A 17,638-nucleotide genomic window follows, 5' to 3' on the forward strand; every position below is an offset into this window, starting at 1 on the left:
GGATCAAGTATTTAGGCTGCATGGGCGGCGCGGCGGCGCCGGTCCATCAGCTTGCGCACCATGGTGGTGAAGATCAGGTCCATGGCGAGATTGGTCTTGCCGCCGGGCAGCACGATGGTGTTGCGCCGGCTCATCCAGGCGCCGTCCAGCCGCGACAGCAGCAGCGGAAAGTCCACCGCGAAGTCTTCGGGCCGGCGGAAGCGGACCACCGTGACGCTTTCGTCGATGGTGGGCAGGTCGCGGGCGATGAACGGCGCCGAGGTGTCCACCACCGGCACCTGCTGGAAGTTGACGTCGCTGTGCTTGAACTGCGGCACGATGGTCCGGACGTAATCGTTCATCCGCCGCAGCACCGTTTCCACCACCGCCTCGCGGGAATAGCCGCGTTCGTTGGTGTCCTTGTGGACCTTGCGTATCCATTCCAGATTGATCACCGGCACCATCCCGATCTTGAGATCGACCAGTTGGCCCAGGTCGTAGTCCGGACCGCGCACCACCCCGTGCAATCCCTTGTAGACCAGCAGGTCGGTTCCCTCCGGCAGGTCTTCCCAGGGAGTGAACTCGCCCGGCTTCAGGTCGAAATGCCCCAGCCGGGCGGCATCGGCCGCCGAATGCAGGTAATGCCGCCGCCGCCCGGTTCCGGTGGCGCCATAGCTGCGGTACAGCGCCTCCTGCTCGGCGAACAGGTTGGCGTCGGCGCCGAAATGGCTGAAGCTGCGGTCGCCGGTGGCCAGCCGCTCCTTCGAGACCCGCCGCATCTCCTCGCGGCTGTAGCGGTGAAAGCTTTCGCCCTTCACATAGACCGCGCTCAGCCCGTCGCGTCGGAAAATGGAATCGAAGACCTGGCGGACGGTGTCGCGGCCGGCCCCGGACGAGCCGGTGACCGCGACGATGGGGTGTCGCTGGGACATGTGCCGTCTCCCTGAAGGCGTTGCCGGTCAGACGCGGGCCACCGCGTAATCGCGCATCACCGCCAGTTCCCTCTGCTTTTCGGCCAGCCGGTACCTGACGATGTCGGTGATGCTGATCATGCCGTTCAGGCTGCCGTAATCCACCACCGGCAAGTGACGGATGCAGCGGTCGTTCATGATCTGGACGACCGCCGACACCGAATCGGCGGAGGCGCAGGTCTTGACCGGCGAGGACATGAAATTCCTGACCTGCATGATCATCGCCGCCGGGCCGTATTCGGTGACGGCGCGGATGATGTCGCGCTCGGACAAGATACCGGTGACCTCGCCCCGGTGCCGCACCAGGACGACGCCGATGCGGTTTTCGGCCAGCACCTCGGCCGCCTCGGCCATGGACTGGCCCGGACGGACGGAATAGACGTCATTGCCCTTCATGTCGAGAATATCGCCAACGTTCATTGTCTGCCTCCCTGGGGCGGCTTCGATGTCCGCCTAGGGAAAGTAGACTATATACGCGGGGCCTTATGGAAGATGATTCTGTTTGTGCAGCGCAGTTGCTATGGCTTTATTTTATTATTTCTTTACACATACCATCCTGGCGGGTGGGACGGATTTATCGTCAAGGCGGGACCGCCCCACCCGATCGAAGCAACCCCCTCACCCCTTCAGCAATGCCCGGACCCGGCTGGATACGGCGACCTTGCCCGAGGCGGAGTAGGATTCGTGATTGGCCTCGATATGGCCCAGGTCGTAGAGGTAGTTGACCATCAGCCCCGCCGATTGCGCCAATCCGTTGGCCGACAGGTCGGCCATCCAGTTGATCCGCTCGATGCGGGCGCCATTGGAGAGGTGGAAATGCGCCACCGGGTCCAGCGCCTGGCCGTTGGACCGCTTCTCCTGGGCGAGATAGCGGGCGGCCAACCGGGACAGCGGCGGCTCCAGCGCCTCGGCCAGCGGCGGCTCGGCCACCCAGCCGGGCTCGGACAGCAGGGCCTTCAGGCTGCCCTTGGCGCCCAGCCCGCCCGACAGGCGGGTCAGTATCGTGTGCTCGGCGGCGTTCAGCAATCCGGGTTCGCCCAGGGTCAGGCGTTCATCCAGCCACCTGCGGAACCCCGGAATCGGTGACAGGGTGGCGAAGGTCCTGATCCGCTTGAACTGGCGCGACAGGTCGTCGACCACCCGCTTGATCAGGAAGTTGCCGAAGCTGATGCCGGCCAGCCCCTTCTGGGCGTTGTTGATGGAATAGAAGATGGCGGTGTCTGCCGCCTCGACGTCCCCCAGCGGCGCGCTGGGGTCCAGCAGGTCCTGGACATTGCCGGCGATCTCGTCGACCAGCGCCACCTCGACGAAGATCAGCGGCTCGTCGGGCATGCGGGGATGGAAGAAGGCATAGAGGCGGCGGTCTGAATCCAGGCGGTTCTTCAGGTCGTCCCAGCCTTGGATGGCGTGGACCGCCTCGTAGGCCATGATCTTTTCCAGCACGGCGGCGGGCGAACGCCAGGTGATGCGCTCCAGCACCAGGAAGCCGACGTCGAACCACGACGCCAGCAGGCCGCGCAGATCGGCCTCCAACGCCGCCAGGTCGGAATCGCCGGCCGCCAGCCGCATCAGCTCGGCCCGCATGTCGACCAGGAACTTGACGCCCTCGGGCAGGGCGTTGAACTGGGTCAGCAGCCGCAGCCGGGGCGGTTCCAGCGCGGCCCGCAAGATGGCCTCGGCCTTGGGGCGGTCGGCGGAATCCGCCTCGGCCAGCCCCCGGACCGCCTGATCCACCGCCGATGGCTCGGGCCCGAATTCACCGGCCAGCAGCCGCAGGAAACGGGCGCGCCCATCCGCCGACAGCGACAGATAGGCGCGGCCCAGCCGCGCCGCCCGCGCCCGGGCCGAGACCTCGCCGCCCCGGGCGGCCAGACAGGCCCGCATCTGCTGGCGCAGCGATTCCAGGTCGGAATCCGGCAGGTCGGGAACCAGACTGGCCAGATCATCGCCGCCGGGACCCGCCACCTCGCGCCACAATCCCTTCAGACGGGCCAGCAGGCCGACATTGGCAAGCTTGGAAAGTTCGGTCATCGGCTGGTCCTCCAACTCCACAGCGTCTCGGTCAGATCCTCGGCGATCAGTCCCGGCCCCAAGGCCGCCGCCGCCCGCCCGTGCATCCAGGCGCCGGCCGAGGCGGCGGCGAAGGCCTCCATGCCCTGCGCCAGCAGCCCGACGATCATCCCGGCCAGCACGTCGCCCGATCCGGCGGTCGCCAGCCACGGCGGCGCGTCGGTGGTGATGGTGGCGCGGCCGTCGGGATGGGCGACCACGGTGTCCGGCCCCTTCAGCAGCACCACCGCGCCGCTTGTTCTGGCCGCCTCGCGGGCGCGGTCCAGCCGGCTGCCCTCGATCCGCCCGAACAGCCGGGCGAACTCGCCGTCGTGGGGAGTGAGCACTGCCCGGTCCGACAGGACGGCGAACAGGGAATCCGCCCGGCCGGCGAACGAGGTCAGGGCATCGGCGTCCAGCACGCAGGGGCGACCGGTGGCCAGGGCGGCCAGGACCCGCCCCGCCAGGGGCTCCCCCGCGCCGCCGCCAGGCCCCAGCAGCAGGGCGTTGCGCCGGGCGTCGGCCAGCAGGTCGGCGAACGGCTCGGACGGGCAGGCCAGGACGCCGGGATCGCCGGCCCGATACACCGCCAAGGCCTCGGCCGGCGCCGCGACGGTGACCAGCCCGGCGCCGATGCGGCGCGCCGCCCGCGCCGCCAGCCGCGCCGCTCCGGTCATGGCGGCTCCTCCCAGGATCAGGGCATGGCCGCGGGCATATTTGTGGCCATCGGCCGCCGGTGTGGGCAGGGTCCAGCAGGCGGGGCCGTTCCCGGCCAGATTCGGCCGGATAGCATCCAGCACGGCGGCGGGAATGCCGATGTCGGCCACCGTCACCTCGCCGCATTTCAGCCGCCCCGGCAGCAGGCAATGGCCCGGCTTCCTGCGAAAGAACGTCACGGTGGCGACGCAATCGGGGGCGGCGCCCAGCACCTCGCCGGAATCGCCTTGGACGCCGGAAGGCACGTCCACCGCGACAACCGGCAGGCGTCGCGCATTGATTTCGTCCACCACCCGCCGGGCGACGCCGTCCAGCGGGCGGCCCAGGCCGGCCCCGAACATGGCGTCGATCACGACGTCGCAGCGTTCCAGGGCATCGATGCCCAGCGGCTCCACCGTCCCCCGCCACCGCGCGGCCATGACCGCCGCGTCGCCGCGCAGGGCGTCCAGCCGGCCCAGCAGGAACAGACGCACCGCCCAGCCATCGCGTTCCAGCAGCCGGGCCGCGACGAAACCGTCGCCGCCGTTGTTGCCGGGGCCGCACAGGACGGTGACCCGCCCCTTGGCGAAGTGTCCCTGGGCGAAGTGTCCCTGGGCAAAGCGCCGGCGCACCTCGCGCGCCACCGCCCAGCCGGCCGCCTCCATCAGCCGGAGCCCCGGCACGCCGCCGGCCATGGCGCGGCGGTCGGCGTCGTACATCTGGGCGATGGTGAGGACTTCGTTGACCATATCCATGCCCTACTCTACATCTTTGCGGCCCCAACACGGGAGAGGGATGGTGAAGGTCGTCGTCATCGGCGCCGGCGTGGTCGGCACCGCCTGCGCCTGGTATCTGGCCAAGGACGGTCACGAGGTGGTCGTGGTCGAGCGGCGCGAGGCCGCCGGGCTGGAGACCAGCCTCGCCAACGGCGGCCAGATTTCCCCCTGCCACGCCGAACCCTGGGCCAATCCCGGGGCGCTGCCGCGAATCCTGCGCTGGCTGGGCCGCGACGACGCGCCGCTGCTGTTTCGCTGGAATCGCTGGGACCCGGAACTGTGGGCCTGGGGGCTGCGCTTCCTTGCCAATTGCACTCCGGCCCGCGCCACCGTCAATATCGAACGCACCTTGCGGGTGGCGTTGTATTCCCGCCTCTGCCTCCAGCGCCTGCGGGCCGAGACCGGCATCGACTACGACCAGAAGACGCTGGGCATCCTGCATGTCTACCGCGATCCCCGCACGTTCGAGCAAGCCTGCGCCGCCGCCGAGACGATGCGCCGCCACGGCCTGGCCCGCCTGCCCAGGACCCCGGACGAGGCGGTGACCATCGAGCCCGCCCTGGCCGCCGTCCGCCACGAACTGGCCGGCGCCATCTTCACCCCCGACGACGAGAGCGGCGACGCCCACAAATTCACCACCCGGCTGGCGGCGCTGGCCGCCGGGGCCGGTGCCCGCTTCCACTGGACCACCGATGCCCTGGCCCTGGTCCAGGACGGCGAGCGCCTCACCGGCGTGGTCACCGATGGCGGTTTCATCGGGGCCGATGCCTGCGTCCTGGCCGCCGGCTGCGCCAGCCCGGCCCTGGCCCGTCCGCTGGGGCTGCGCCTGCCGGTGGTTCCGGCCAAGGGCTATTCCATCACCGTGCCGGTGGCGGGGCATGATGGCGCCCCCAGCGTCTCGGTCACCGACGACGAGCACAAGATGGTCTATTCCCGCCTGGGCGAACGGCTGCGCGCCGCCGGCACCGCCGAGATGACCGGCTTCGACCGCACCCTCGATCCCCGGCGGCTGGCCATGATCGCCAGCCACGCCCGCGCCCTGTTCCCCGATGGCGGCGACTATGCCCGGGCCGAGCCGTGGACCGGCCTGCGCCCCGTCACCCCCGACAGCGTGCCGCTGCTGGGCGCCACCCCTTACGCCAATCTGTGGCTGAACACCGGCCACGGCACCCTGGGCTGGACCATGGCCTGCGGATCGGGCCGCATCGTCGCCGACCTGGTGGCCGGACGGATGCCGGAGATCGGCCTGGACGGCCTGGGACTGGACCGCTTCCGCGCCGTCTCCCTGCTTCCATAGAGCGCCGCCCCTATCCGCCCTTGTGAATATTTCGCCTGCGGACGGCCTTGCCCATCCCCGCCCCCGCTGGCGCATGATCATGCTTTATATCGATGCAAAATGCGGTTTCCCAAGGAATGATGATCGATTGATCATGGATGTGGCGCCGGCCATCGACTGCGAAATCATCATGCCAATTCTGTGGACAACCTGTTGATATCCCCATTGCGGCTTGGCGCCCGCCCCCCTCCCTTCCCCCTTCTTGCCGGACCGGGCATTTTCAGCCTTGTGAACAGGCTCGCGGACTCCACCCGCCGGAAACGGGTCACCGGATCGGAAGCGGTCGTGCTTATTATCGATGCAAAGCAGGAAGCACCGTCAGGGCGACGTGCCGGATCATATCCGACAGCCCTTGCCCACCATGCGAATTCATTATGCGAAAGGTGTGGACGAGCTGGGGAAAGTGGGCAAGACTGCGCCACCGCCATAGCCCAGACGGAGTTCGGACGTGATTGTCGGATATTATCGCCAGCTGACCCAGGATAGCGACGGCGCCGCGTCGCCCATGGCGATTCTGCGCGCCGAACGCTGCCTGCGCATCGTCTCGGACGAGGCCGGGCGTTCCGATGCCCGAACCCAGCTGATCGCCTCGCTCGGCAACGGCGACGTCCTGGTTTCGCCTTCGATCGCCCATTTCACGGTCTCGACCACGGAATTGCTGCGGGTGGCCCAGGTGGTCCACGGCCGCGGCGTCACGCTCCGCCTGGTGGCGGAAAAGATCGATACCGAGGTTCCGGCCGCGCGCAACGTGATCGCCGTCCTGGCCGAGTTCAACCGGAAGATTATGACCGCCCGCCGTCAGACGGGGATGTGGGAGGCGCAGTTGCGCGGGGCCGCCGCCGGCCGGCCGCGCAAGCTGGACCTGCGCCATGTGGCCACCATCCGCGACGAACTGACCAGCGGCCGCACCTACGCCTCGGTGGCCCGCGACCTGGGGGTTCACCCGACCACGGTCATGCGGCTGATGCAGCGCGTGGACGGCGGGGACGGGAAATAGGCAGGAGAACCGGGAAACAATCGCCGCCGGATTTTAAGGAAACTGCGTCTACACAACGGCTTGTTTCTATTGTCTATTTCAGCGAGTTGACAGAACTGTGTACGCTTCTGTGTATACACAGTCACAGGCTCTCAGCCGATTTCCTACCCCCAAGACCACCCTTCCTTATCACGAATGTTCGGGGAGAAGGGTTGCGATCTTGCATGCATCTTGGGACAAGCACTCCCTTTGATCGGGCCTTTGGGGGTGCTCATGGACATTCTTACTGCCACAAACTCTTTTCTCAATTACTGCCGCGTCGCCAAGACCCTATCCCCCCACACTGTGCGGGCCTATGAAACGGACCTTGCGCATGTGGCAGCCAAGTTAGGCTGCCATATCCCGGTATCATCCATTGGCCGAGACGACCTCAGGGCCTATGTCGGCAGCATGCTTCAAGAGCAGGAGTTGAAGGCAAGCAGCGTCAAGCGGCGCATGGCGACAGTAAAGCAGCTCTTCAAGTGGTTGGAACGCGAGGAAACCATCCCCCTCAACCCCTTCCACCGCCTGGACATCTCCATCCGCCTCCCGCGCCGTTTGCCGCGCGCCCTGACTGTTGAAGATATTCGGAAGCTGCTGGAACGGGCGCGGCATGAAGCAGAGGTCGGCGGCACCCATTCTGCCCAGGTCATGCACTTCGTGGTGATTGCCTTGATCGTGACGGGTCTGCGAGTGGGGGAATTGGCAGGGGTCGGCCTGAGCGATCTGAACGAAGCCGAAGGCGTCATCTTGGTGCGCGGCAAAGGCAATCGCGAGCGACAGGTCTATTTGCCGGGAGCAACGGCCAAGGCCGCATTGCAGACCTATCTGAAAGCCAGAGCAGGGATTGAACCTGAAAGCGATCGGCTGCTGATCTCGTCCTACGGCACGCCAGTCACCCCACCCCGCATTCGCCGTCGCCTATCTGCTCTGGCTGATCGCGCGGGCCTGAGCCGTCATGTCACCCCCCACATGCTGCGCCACACCGCAGCCACCCAACTGATCGAGGCCGGTGTCGATATCCGCTTCGTCCAGAAGCTTCTGGGACACGCCAGCATTGCCACCACCCAAATCTACACGCAGGTCAGCGACGCCAGCCTGCGCAGCACACTGGAGCAGGCCGATACTTTGGGCCGAATTGGGGGGCAAAGGGGACGATAACTGGGAATTATGGCTGCTGATCGACTCCTTTACGTGGGTGTCCATATCGGTCACGACCGTAGCGTTTCCGTGGTAGAGAATGGGACTTTGGTTGACCGCCTCCGTCAAGCCGGAGAAACCGCAGCCGACAGAGGACGCTTACCACCGTGCTTGCGCTGGGCAAGGACCAGAACGCCATTGAGATCGGGACCAAGGACAAGCTGGTGTCGACGATCCAGACCGTCATCGACGCCGTGAAGGCGGGCGAACTGGATGCCGCGATGAAGGCCGCGCTGGCGGCGCGCAAGAAGCCCGGCAAGTCCGCGTAACGCATTGGCCTTGGCGAATTTCACCATCCAGCGGGCATCTCGATCCTTTTGCCGCAGCTTGGCCGGCTTGTCCGTCCATTCCTCGGGGATCTGACCGGCCTTGATCGCCTCCTTCTCACCGTCGCTGTTGCGCTGCTTGGGCGCCGCCACCAGGGTGGCGTCGATGATCTGGCCGCCCATGGCCAAATAGCCGGCATCGGAGATCGCCTGGTCGAGCTTGCTGAACAGCCGCTCCAGCGCCTTGGTCTTGATCAGCGCTTCGCGGAAGTCCCACAGGGTGTTGGCGTCGGGGACCGCGTCTCCGGGGCGCAGGCCGCAGAACCGCAGCCAGGTCAGTCGGTCGCGCACCTGGAAGGACGTCTGCTGCAGCGACAGCCCATACAGCCCCTGCAGCACCAGCATCTTGAATTTCAGCACCACGTCGAACCCGGGCCGACCGCCCTTCGACGGATCGGAGCGCCGAACCGCCTTGGTCAGCGCCGGGCGAAATTGCTCGAAGCGAACCGTCCGCTCCAGCTGCTCCAGCGGATCACCCTCCGCCGACAGAGCCTCAAGGCTGCGCTCGAAATCCCAGAAACCGGCTTGTCCCTTCATCTCGACCTCCCGGTAATCCCAGGGAGAATCGAATCACAAAACCATCAGGCCCGCCAGTTTCCGGAAGCGTCCATCTTTTCATGTTCCGCGCTCCAGTGGTTTGCTGCGTGTGCAGTTATTTATGACAGACAGCATAAATAGCTGCATGAGCAACGCATTGGAGACGCACACATGATCCTCATCGAAGCCCGCGACACCCTCATGGACCTTGGCTTGACCCATTCCCAACTGGATTTCTCGGCCCGATGGCTCGGCAAGCAGCCGTCCTGCGTGGTGGCGCGTGGCCAGGAACCCAGCGCGGAGGCATTGTTGGCACTGGCCGGGCGCGTCACCCGTGAGGCTATGCAGATGCGCCGCGTGTTCCGCCATGCTGAGGCTTCTGCCCTGGATGCGCTGAGTGCCAAGGTGTGGAGCGAACTGCTGGCCCGCTATGCAGGGCAGCCCGAGACGGCGTGACCTGTGAGTGGGGATGAACTTACTCCAGATAAGCTTGCGGCTGACTGCCCGCAGGTTATCTATTATGGCGTGCCGCGCTGGAAAATTTCATTTCCAGTCCGATACAGGGCTTCGGTTCCCAACGCTTCCTGAGCAATGCGGTGACCGGAGCGAACGAGGGTGGAGATTTCCTCTCGCATCTCTTTTGGAAAGTGACCAACTAGATCGGCGAACCTAACGTCACGAGTGCGTACAAAAGGTGCCCGGTGGCCGTGATCGAGAAGGAACCTATATGCCGCAGTGTGCGGTCGGACTAACAGATTGACGGATCGGCCCCATTCACAAAGATCGGTGAGAAACACCAGCCCTTCCGGATCCAGGTCTCCGACATAGAAGACGGTATCGCAATGCAGCCTTGACGCGCACTCCAAGAGACCGGCCGTCAATGCGAGGATCTTATTTCCCTCACCCCAAACAACGGCGCCGAAGGGATGCCCGGAATATGCGTCCGCATTCCAGTGGCGGAAGCTCTCGTAAGAGGCCAGATTTTCGACGACCCGCATGGGTCCGGGGCGCTCTCCCCGCTGGTATATCAGAGGCAGCGGAGTTACGTAGGTGCCAAGACGCGCGAGGGAGAGGCGGCCACCGAACAAGGCCGCATCACCGGCCCTCAATTGGTCGAGGCGCTTCTCGTCCCCGAAAATCTGCAAAGAACGCTCCGGCGTCGGGACCAATTGAAGGTCCTGGTCGCGATATCGGATTATCCACTCGTTGATGGCCTCAAGGGCGGACAGCGTGATCGGATTGCGAAGGCTGCCGACCCAGTCCTGCAAATCCTGAAGTTCCGGCGCCCAAGCCCGTGCCCGCTTGATAGGCACGGCTTTCTGATTTCCCAAGATGCGGATGGTACGTGGTAGGGCGGGGGTGCGCTTTCCATCCCAGGTTGACGTATCGGGCAGCTTGATCACCGAGCCGTCCATGGCCTTGAGCGCTTCGAGCAATCTGAGCCGGGCGTCCCATTCGTCCGCTGCTTCCGGATGCACCTGCCGGAATAGGCAAGTCACCTCGTCGATATCGAGCCGGACTTTCCGCGACTTCCTGCTGGAGCGAAGCCAGACGGGCGTGACCACCTTTCTTGTTGAACTCACCGATAGCTCGGATTAGGTCATCAACGGCAGCAGATTTGGACTGCGCGTCGGATATCCATGTGCTGGTGGCGCAGCGGCGGGCAAAAATCCCGGCCACTAACGCAACCCGAGAATTTTGTGCAATTGCAGGCCCAGTCGCCATTGTGGGTGCTTCAGGCAATATTCCGTGGCGGCCTCCGTGTTTGCGGCGACATCATCCCCATCCATGGGCTGGAGAAAGAAGTGCTTGAAGGCCAGGCCGGCGAAGTGCTGAGGATCGGCGCCGGGTTGGGGGAAGACCAATTTCAATTCATCGCCTTCGGCCACCTGTGGAGGGGCATTCCGCTTCGGGTCGGCGTCCGCATAATACCTTTCCAGCATGGCGACGCTGGTTCCCATCGCGCCCACCAGGAATATGGGATCGATGTCCGGCTGGAAAACCAGGATGTTGGTTCCATAGAAGTGGCGGCAGCAGTAGAGCGTCCGCTTCCTGCCTTTGTGGTCGGTCAGCAGCCCGGCATTCTTCAGCACCACCTGGAAGGTGCGGTTCATGTCGCCAACAGCCTCGCCATCGGGATAGCGAAAGATCAGGTTGGTGTCCTTGTTGGGCGGCGAAATCTCGCGCATGCGGGTCAGCCATTTGCGGCAGGCGGCGCGAACGATGACACCGCGCCCGCCGCGCTTACCGGCCTGGACACGAAGTTCCGGGTGCGTCGAGCCGTCAGGGGCTTCCCATTCCGGATCGTAATCGCACCAGCGCAGGGTGTTCATCTCGATACCGGGACGCAGGCCGCTGGTGCACAGCACGCCCACATAGCATTCGAGGATTTCGCGCTTGATGCGGCTGCGGGCCTTGCGGCCTATGCCCGCCGCCTCGCTCAACGCCTTCATGATCGCGGTGTAGTCATTGTCAAGGAAGGCGTTACGCGCCTCCGGGGCCTTGCCGCCGTTGTACTGCTGGGGAACCTGGAAGTCCTTCATCCAGCCGTGCAGCAGCGCGCACTTGAACACCTGCGACATGGCCGAGTTGTGATTGCGGAGTGTGCTGTAGCCCATGCGCCGTCCCCACTGCGCCTGCTTCCAGTCCTGCCACTCTTTCATGTCCTTGTAGGTCAGGCCGTCGATGGGGCGATTGCCGAAGAAGGGGATGATCCACTTGTCGATGGTGAACATGTAGGAGCGCCAGATGACCTTGCCCGATCCTGCGTCGAGCGCCTCCTGCATCTCCATCTTGGCCTGTTCGCAGACGTGGCGAACCGTGCGGGAATCCGGGACGAGGTTGTTGCTGACGCGGAATTTCATTTCCGCATAGTGGTGCAGCGCCTGTTCCCGCGCCTTGCTCTCATCTGAAGTGCCAGTCGAAATTCGCTTCCATTTCCCATCGTGCAAGCGAATGCGCGCCGAATAATTTTTCGTTCCGTTGCGGACATAAAGCCTGATATCCTCGGTGACAGTGATTTACCTTGCCATCACGCGCTCCAAGTCCATGCGAGCGCTTCAGCGTGCGCGCAAATACTGTGCATGGACTGTGCACGCGCGTCAACGGCTAGCTTATTCAGTAAAATCAATGCACTAATGCGCAGGATCGCTTAAGTGCAATCTTTTTTAAGCCGGCGGTATCTTCGAGCACATTGGCGGTGTGGGACCGACCTGGCCCATGGGGAGATGGCCGCCGCCTATGGCGGACAGATCGCCGAAACCGCCGATGGCTGGCAATCGAGTTCGCGGTGCGCGACGGCGGCGTCCAGGTCTGGGTGCGCGACCGTACCGACGCACCGGTGGCCGCCACCGGAAAGGCCGCCCTACTGGCCAACGGCCGCAAGACCGAGGTCACCCTGGCCGGCGGCGACATGCCCAAGCCCGATGGCGTTCCCCCCGGCCGGGAAAAGGACCTGCTGGCCTATATCCGCGCCATGCAGGCCGCCAACGGATTGGGAGGCGCCATGCCCTCGGCCCCGACAGGTGGTCACGCCGGCCACTGAGCCTTTGACCGTTCAGAACTCGAAATAGGCGGCCAGCAGGCGTTCCGCCAGGGTCTCCACCTCGGAATCCGGTCTTCCGCCAATTTCCGCCCGCAGTGCAGGCATAATGGCGGCGAAGGCATCCAGGATGGCGGCGTCGAAATGACGCCCCCGCCCCTGTTCGAGAATCTCCATGGTGGCCTCCACCGATAGCGGCCTCTTGTAGGGCCGCTCGCTGGTCAGCGCGTCGAACACGTCGGCGATGGCGAAAATCCGTGCCGCCATCGGAATGGACTCGCCGGCCAGCCCCCTGGGATAACCGCTGCCGTCCACCTTCTCGTGATGGCCGCCCACCACGTCGGCGGCGTCGCCCAGCCAGAGATTGGCGGCGATGATGTCCAGACCGTGCCCCACATGGGTTTTCATCTCGGCGAATTCGGCCTCGTCCAGTTTGCCGGGCTTGAGCAGGATGGCGTCGGGCACCGCGATCTTGCCCACATCGTGCAGGAAGGCGCCCTTGATCAGGCTGCGGATGGCGGCCTGATCCAAGCCCAGCCGCTCGGCAATGCGCACCGCATAGACGGTAACGCGGTAATTATGGGCATTGGTGTCGCTGTCGCGCTTGGCGATGGCGTTGCCCAGCACCTTCAGGGTCTCGATATTGGCCCGCAGCAGACCCCGGGCGGCATCGACCACGTTACCCTGCAACGACGCCATCAGCGGATAGAGCATGGCGGCGGTCATCAGCACGATGACCACCACCAGAACGGTGATCTGCATGACGTCGTCGCGGATGGCGGCCATGGTCTTGGGCGAGAGCCGGTAGATACCCTCGAACCATCCGGTTCCCCGTCCGGCGGCATCGGTCAGCGAGACCATGACCTGAAGATAGGGAGCGTCCTTGATGAAGGTCTTGGTGTACCAAGTGCCGCCCGGAGACGGAAACTGGTGGCGCGAGCGGTCGAAGTGATCCTCGACGAAGCCGTATCCCGAAACCGATGCCTCGCCCAGCGCCCGCTGGTCGGAGTCGTACAATTCGGCCAGGACGAAAAAATCCCGGCTGACCGCGGCACGGGCTTCAAGCACGGTACGCAATCCCCGCTCGACCGTGTCCTTGTCCCGCCCCGCCGCCATCAGTGGGCGCAACGCCTCGGCCTCCAGCGCGGCATGGTCCACCAGGAATTCGTCCAGCCGCTCGGTCTGGATGAAGAAAGCGGCCAGGCCGGCCACCACCGCCGCCACGAGGCCGGCCGAAACCAGCCGGAGGGCCAGACGTCGCCTGAACCCGGCGATGATGTTGACGGCTGGCCCGTTCATGGTGCCGCCTCTTATGCCTTGGGAGTGGGATAGAGCCGCTTCAGTTCGTCCCATCCAGGATGGGACGACGACAACGATGTGGCGCGGGCGGTGGCGGCGGCCGCCTCGATGCGGGCGATGCGGTCCACGGTTCCGGGATGGGTCGAGAACAAAGAGGTGGTGTCCGACGCCGTCTGCGGGTACAGCCGCAGCAGCGTGCGAAAGAAGTCGTCGGCCTTGGCCGGATCATGGCCCGTGCGCTGGAACAGGGTCAGGATGTGGGCATCGGCCTCGAACTCGTTGGTGCGGGAATAGCCCGACAGCACCAGCGAGTAAAGCGGCCCCTCCAGGGCGGTCAGCACCTGGGCCCCCAGCCCGCCGCCGCCGATCCAGGCGGCAATGGCCTCCTTGCCCAGCCCGCCCACCGTGGCGAGCAGCGCCTGATTGCGGATCTGGGACATGCCGTGGGCCTTGTCCACATGGCCGATTTCGTGGGCGACGACCGACGCCAGTTCGTCCGGCGTCGCGCAGTGACGCACCAGGGCGGCGTTGACCGCCATCTTGCCGCCCGGCATGGCCCAGGCGTTGACCTGATCGCTGGACACCAGGGTGATCTCCCACGGCAGGCTCTTGCGGTCGGCGGCGGCGATCAGCGGCTGGGCGAACCGGCGCAGCGCCTCCTGGGCGTTGCGGTCGGAAACGGCGCCGCCCGACTTTTCCAGCAGCGGCTGGTAATAGGTCTCGCCCATCTTGATCTCGTCGCCCTCGCCGGCGGCGTAGGCTCCGACCAGACCGGCGGCGCCCTGGATCACCGAGCCGAGATTGAACTGGGCCAGGGCCGGCCCCGCCGCCATGGCCCCGGAAGCGGCCAGACCGGCCAGAACTGCTCGACGTCGCATCGCGGGACGCTCCTTCTCCATCGCCTTGAACGAACCGCAAGCATAGTCCGGCCGGCGCGGGCCAGCCAGCCCCGCGTGACGCGAACCGGAACGATGCGCGGGCGAATCCCGATTAGACCATGGACGCAACGCAAGGAGTCAACAGGGTTTTGACCCTAGGCATGGGGCCGGGGATGGTCCAATATGACGACATTCTGGTGAAGCCACTTGGGGTGCGAGGACAGCCATGGACAAATGGGTCTACAGCTTCGGCGGCGGCAAGGCAGAGGGCCGCGCCGACATGAAGAACCTGCTGGGAGGCAAGGGCGCCAACCTGGCGGAAATGAGCAACCTGGGCATTCCGGTGCCGCCCGGCTTCACCATCAGCACCGAAGTCTGCACCTATTATTACGCCAATGGCGAAACCTATCCCGAGACCCTGAAGGCCGAGGTGATGGCCGCCCTGGCGCAGGTGGAGGAGGTCATCGGGCTGAAGTTCGGCAGCGTCGCCGACCCGCTGCTGGTCTCGGTGCGCTCGGGCGCGCGGGCCTCCATGCCCGGCATGATGGACACCATCCTCAACCTGGGCCTCAACGACCAGTCGGTCGAGGGCCTGGCCCGGCGCTCGAACGATCCACGCTTCGCCTATGACAGCTATCGCCGCTTCATCCAGATGTATTCCAACGTGGTGCTGGGCGTCGATCACCACAATTTCGAGGATGTCCTCGAAGAGGTGAAGGAGGACCGCAATCTCCGGCTCGACACCGACCTGACCGCCGACGACTGGAAGAAGGTGGTCGCCAAGTACAAGGACAAGGTGAAGGAGCAGCTGGGCAAGCCGTTCCCCCAGGATGTCCACGAACAGCTGTGGGGCGCCGTCGGCGCCGTGTTCGGCTCGTGGATGAACCAGCGCGCCATCACCTATCGCCGCCTGCACGACATTCCCGCCGACTGGGGCACCGCCGTCAACGTCCAGGCCATGGTGTTCGGCAACATGGGCGAGGATTGCTCGACCGGCGTGTGCTTCTCGCGCAATCCGTCCACCGGCGAGAACGAGTTCTATGGCGAGTTCCTGGTCAACGCCCAGGGCGAGGACGTGGTGGCCGGCATCCGCACGCCGCAGCAGCTCACCATCGCCGGCAAGAACGCCCAAAGCTCGGACCTGCCGGCCATGGAAGAGTGCATGCCCGAGGTGTTCAAGGAGCTGAACGCCATCCGCCACAAGCTGGAGGCGCACTACAAGGACATGCAGGACATGGAGTTCACGGTGCAGCAAAAGCGCCTGTGGATGCTTCAGACCCGCACCGGCAAGCGCACCACCAAGGCGGCGCTCAAGATCGCCGTCGACATGGCCCGCGAAGGCCTGATCACCCGCAAGGACGCCATCAAGCGCATCGACCCGGCCTCGCTGGACCAGTTGCTGCATCCGACGCTGGACCCCAAGGCGGCGCGCAAGCTGCTGGCCCGCGGCCTGCCGGCCTCGCCCGGCGCCGCCTCGGGCAAGATCGTGTTCTCGGCCGAGGAGGCCGAGGACTGGGTCACCAACAAGAAGGAAAAGGTGATTCTGGTCCGCGTCGAGACCAGCCCCGAGGATATCGGCGGCATGCACGTCTCGGAAGGCATCCTGACCACCCGCGGCGGCATGACCAGCCACGCCGCCGTGGTGGCGCGCGGCATGGGAACGCCCTGCGTCGCCGGCGCCGGCGAGATCAGGGTGGACTATGCCGCCAAGACCATGAAGGTCGCCGGCAACGTGGTCAAGGAAGGCGACGTCATCACCCTGGACGGCTCCACTGGCGAGGTGTTCGTCGGCGCCGTTCCCACCATCCAGCCGGAAATGACCGGCGATTTCGGCACCCTGATGGAATGGGTCGACACCATCCGCACCCTGAAGGTCCGGGCCAACGCCGAAACCCCGCTGGACGCCGCCACCGCGCGGAAGTTCGGTGCCGAGGGCATCGGCCTGTGCCGGACCGAGCACATGTTCTTCGATCCCAAGCGCATCATCGCCATGCGCGAGATGATCCTGGCCGACAAGGAAGCGGGCCGCCGCGCCGCCCTGGCCAAGCTGCTGCCGTTCCAGCGCCAGGACTTCATCGACCTGTTCGAGATCATGCAGGGCCTGCCGGTGACCATCCGCCTGCTGGACCCGCCGCTGCACGAATTCCTGCCGCACAGCGAGGAGGACATCGCCGAGGTCGCCAAGGCGGCCGGCGTCGAACCGGCGGTGGTCACCGCCCGCAACGCCGCCCTGCACGAGAGCAATCCCATGCTGGGCCATCGCGGCTGCCGCCTGGGCATCACCTATCCCGAAATCTACGAGATGCAGGCCCGCGCCATCTTCGAAGCGGCCGTGCATGTATCCCGCGAGACCGGACGCACCGTGGTGCCCGAGATCATGATTCCGCTGGTCGGCGCCAAGCGGGAACTGGACCTGATGAAGACCGCCGTCGACGGCCAGGCCACCCAGGTGTTCGCCGAACAGAACTACTCGGTCAAGTACATGGTCGGCACCATGATCGAACTGCCGCGCGCCGCCCTGCTGGCCGGAGAGATCGCCGAGACCGGGGAATTCTTCTCGTTCGGCACCAACGACCTGACCCAGACCACCTTCGGCATGAGCCGCGACGATTCCGGCCCGTTCATCGAGGTCTATCGCCAGAAGGGCATCTACGAGCACGATCCCTTCGCCAGCCTGGATCAGGCCGGCGTCGGCGAACTGATCCGCATCGCCGCCGAACGCGGCCGCGCCACCCGGCCGGGCCTCAAGCTGGGCATCTGCGGCGAGCACGGCGGTGATCCCGCCTCCATCGGCTTTTGCCAGAAGGCCGGGCTCGACTACGTGTCGTGCTCGCCCTACCGGGTGCCCATCGCCCGGCTGGCGGCAGCCCAGGCGGCGCTGGGCTCGGGCGGATCATCCGGCACCGCCTGACCCAGCCGGCCAACCGCGCGACAACGGGAAAGGGAGCCTTCCGGCTCCCTTTTTCGTGTGCGCGTCCAATGGAAAGGCCCCCGCCGGGGGCGGGGGCCTTGGTCTTGACCGGGGGGCCGGACTA

Annotated in this window: 14 protein-coding genes and 1 pseudogene; 6 read left to right on the forward strand and 9 right to left on the reverse strand. The window is 65.5% G+C overall.

The genetic code is table 11. From position 1 onward, the window contains the following. Positions 1–11 precede the first annotated feature (11 nt). The 4 genes from MTBSS4_RS20550 to MTBSS4_RS20565 form a co-directional block, all read right to left on the reverse strand. The gene (locus MTBSS4_RS20550) at positions 12–911 is read right to left on the reverse strand and encodes a phosphoribulokinase (RefSeq protein ID WP_173985242.1); all 900 of its coding nucleotides are present in this window, start codon (positions 909–911) and stop codon (positions 12–14) included. Between the two features lie 27 nt (positions 912–938). Then, positions 939–1,370: a CBS domain-containing protein gene (locus tag MTBSS4_RS20555; protein ID WP_173985243.1), complete on the reverse strand. Its 432-nt coding sequence runs from the start codon at positions 1,368–1,370 to the stop codon at positions 939–941. A gap of 198 nt (positions 1,371–1,568) precedes the next feature. Beyond that, the gene (locus MTBSS4_RS20560) at positions 1,569–2,981 is read right to left on the reverse strand and encodes a malonyl-CoA decarboxylase (protein WP_173985244.1); all 1,413 of its coding nucleotides are present in this window, start codon (positions 2,979–2,981) and stop codon (positions 1,569–1,571) included. After that, positions 2,978–4,444, reverse strand: a complete 1,467-nt coding sequence (locus MTBSS4_RS20565) for an NAD(P)H-hydrate dehydratase (protein WP_173985388.1) — start codon at positions 4,442–4,444, stop codon at positions 2,978–2,980. The genes MTBSS4_RS20560 and MTBSS4_RS20565 overlap by 4 nt, the downstream gene beginning before the upstream one ends. 49 nt (positions 4,445–4,493) lie before the next feature. On the opposite strand from MTBSS4_RS20565, the gene MTBSS4_RS20570 reads away from it, so the two are divergent. From MTBSS4_RS20570 to MTBSS4_RS20580, 3 genes are all read left to right on the forward strand, one after another. After that, on the forward strand, positions 4,494–5,768 hold the full coding sequence (locus tag MTBSS4_RS20570) for a D-amino acid dehydrogenase (RefSeq protein WP_173985389.1): 1,275 nt from the start codon (positions 4,494–4,496) through the stop codon (positions 5,766–5,768). A 487-nt stretch (positions 5,769–6,255) separates the two neighbouring features. Next, positions 6,256–6,804: a recombinase family protein gene (locus MTBSS4_RS20575; protein WP_173985245.1), complete on the forward strand. Its 549-nt coding sequence runs from the start codon at positions 6,256–6,258 to the stop codon at positions 6,802–6,804. A 252-nt stretch (positions 6,805–7,056) separates the two neighbouring features. After that, positions 7,057–7,983, forward strand: a complete 927-nt coding sequence (locus MTBSS4_RS20580) for a tyrosine-type recombinase/integrase (protein ID WP_173985246.1) — start codon at positions 7,057–7,059, stop codon at positions 7,981–7,983. Between the two features lie 104 nt (positions 7,984–8,087). On the opposite strand, the gene MTBSS4_RS20585 is transcribed toward MTBSS4_RS20580, so the two are convergent. After that, positions 8,088–8,885, reverse strand: a complete 798-nt coding sequence (locus tag MTBSS4_RS20585) for a transposase (RefSeq protein WP_254432691.1) — start codon at positions 8,883–8,885, stop codon at positions 8,088–8,090. Between the two features lie 171 nt (positions 8,886–9,056). Between MTBSS4_RS20585 and MTBSS4_RS20590 the strand changes: the two genes are divergently transcribed. Next, positions 9,057–9,341 carry a DUF6626 family protein gene (locus tag MTBSS4_RS20590; protein ID WP_173985247.1) on the forward strand — a complete coding sequence of 95 codons (285 nt, stop codon included), beginning with the start codon at positions 9,057–9,059 and terminating at the stop codon, positions 9,339–9,341. Between the two features lie 62 nt (positions 9,342–9,403). Here MTBSS4_RS20590 and MTBSS4_RS20595 read toward each other — a convergent pair whose 3' ends face one another. Both MTBSS4_RS20595 and MTBSS4_RS22565 read right to left on the reverse strand, forming a co-directional pair. Then, complete coding sequence (locus MTBSS4_RS20595; RefSeq protein WP_173985248.1) at positions 9,404–10,450, reverse strand: hypothetical protein; 1,047 nt, start codon at positions 10,448–10,450, stop codon at positions 9,404–9,406. A 114-nt stretch (positions 10,451–10,564) separates the two neighbouring features. Next, positions 10,565–10,765: pseudogene (locus MTBSS4_RS22565) on the reverse strand (7-carboxy-7-deazaguanine synthase); the annotation flags it as partial. Between the two features lie 1,409 nt (positions 10,766–12,174). On the opposite strand from MTBSS4_RS22565, the gene MTBSS4_RS20605 reads away from it, so the two are divergent. Continuing rightward, positions 12,175–12,429, forward strand: coding sequence for a hypothetical protein (locus MTBSS4_RS20605; protein ID WP_173985250.1), 255 nt, complete (start codon positions 12,175–12,177; stop codon positions 12,427–12,429). A gap of 12 nt (positions 12,430–12,441) precedes the next feature. On the opposite strand, the gene MTBSS4_RS20610 is transcribed toward MTBSS4_RS20605, so the two are convergent. Both MTBSS4_RS20610 and MTBSS4_RS20615 read right to left on the reverse strand, forming a co-directional pair. Next, entirely contained in the window at positions 12,442–13,725 is a 1,284-nt protein-coding gene (locus MTBSS4_RS20610) for an HD-GYP domain-containing protein (RefSeq protein WP_173985251.1), read from the reverse strand. 11 nt (positions 13,726–13,736) lie between these two features. Then, positions 13,737–14,603, reverse strand: coding sequence for a M48 family metallopeptidase (locus MTBSS4_RS20615; protein ID WP_173985252.1), 867 nt, complete (start codon positions 14,601–14,603; stop codon positions 13,737–13,739). Between the two features lie 226 nt (positions 14,604–14,829). On the opposite strand from MTBSS4_RS20615, the gene ppdK reads away from it, so the two are divergent. After that, positions 14,830–17,514 carry a pyruvate, phosphate dikinase gene (gene ppdK / locus MTBSS4_RS20620; protein ID WP_173985253.1) on the forward strand — a complete coding sequence of 895 codons (2,685 nt, stop codon included), beginning with the start codon at positions 14,830–14,832 and terminating at the stop codon, positions 17,512–17,514. Positions 17,515–17,638 lie beyond the last annotated feature (124 nt).

This window comes from Magnetospirillum sp. SS-4 (assembly GCF_902729425.1).
Classification (GTDB): Bacteria; Pseudomonadota; Alphaproteobacteria; order Rhodospirillales; family Magnetospirillaceae; genus Phaeospirillum.

What these genes read in the sequence shown, in the direction of transcription:
- ppdK (WP_173985253.1), top strand. Translation starts at nt 14,830, where the DNA reads ATGGACAAATGGGTCTACAGCTTCGGCGGCGGCAAGGCAGAGGGCCGC.
- MTBSS4_RS20590 (WP_173985247.1), top strand. Translation starts at nt 9,057, where the DNA reads ATGATCCTCATCGAAGCCCGCGACACCCTCATGGACCTTGGCTTGACC.
- MTBSS4_RS20550 (WP_173985242.1), bottom strand. Translation starts at nt 911, where the DNA reads ATGTCCCAGCGACACCCCATCGTCGCGGTCACCGGCTCGTCCGGGGCC.
- MTBSS4_RS20580 (WP_173985246.1), top strand. Translation starts at nt 7,057, where the DNA reads ATGGACATTCTTACTGCCACAAACTCTTTTCTCAATTACTGCCGCGTC.
- MTBSS4_RS20560 (WP_173985244.1), bottom strand. Translation starts at nt 2,981, where the DNA reads ATGACCGAACTTTCCAAGCTTGCCAATGTCGGCCTGCTGGCCCGTCTG.
- MTBSS4_RS20565 (WP_173985388.1), bottom strand. Translation starts at nt 4,444, where the DNA reads ATGGTCAACGAAGTCCTCACCATCGCCCAGATGTACGACGCCGACCGC.
- MTBSS4_RS20610 (WP_173985251.1), bottom strand. Translation starts at nt 13,725, where the DNA reads ATGAACGGGCCAGCCGTCAACATCATCGCCGGGTTCAGGCGACGTCTG.
- MTBSS4_RS20615 (WP_173985252.1), bottom strand. Translation starts at nt 14,603, where the DNA reads ATGCGACGTCGAGCAGTTCTGGCCGGTCTGGCCGCTTCCGGGGCCATG.
- MTBSS4_RS20585 (WP_254432691.1), bottom strand. Translation starts at nt 8,885, where the DNA reads ATGAAGGGACAAGCCGGTTTCTGGGATTTCGAGCGCAGCCTTGAGGCT.
- MTBSS4_RS20555 (WP_173985243.1), bottom strand. Translation starts at nt 1,370, where the DNA reads ATGAACGTTGGCGATATTCTCGACATGAAGGGCAATGACGTCTATTCC.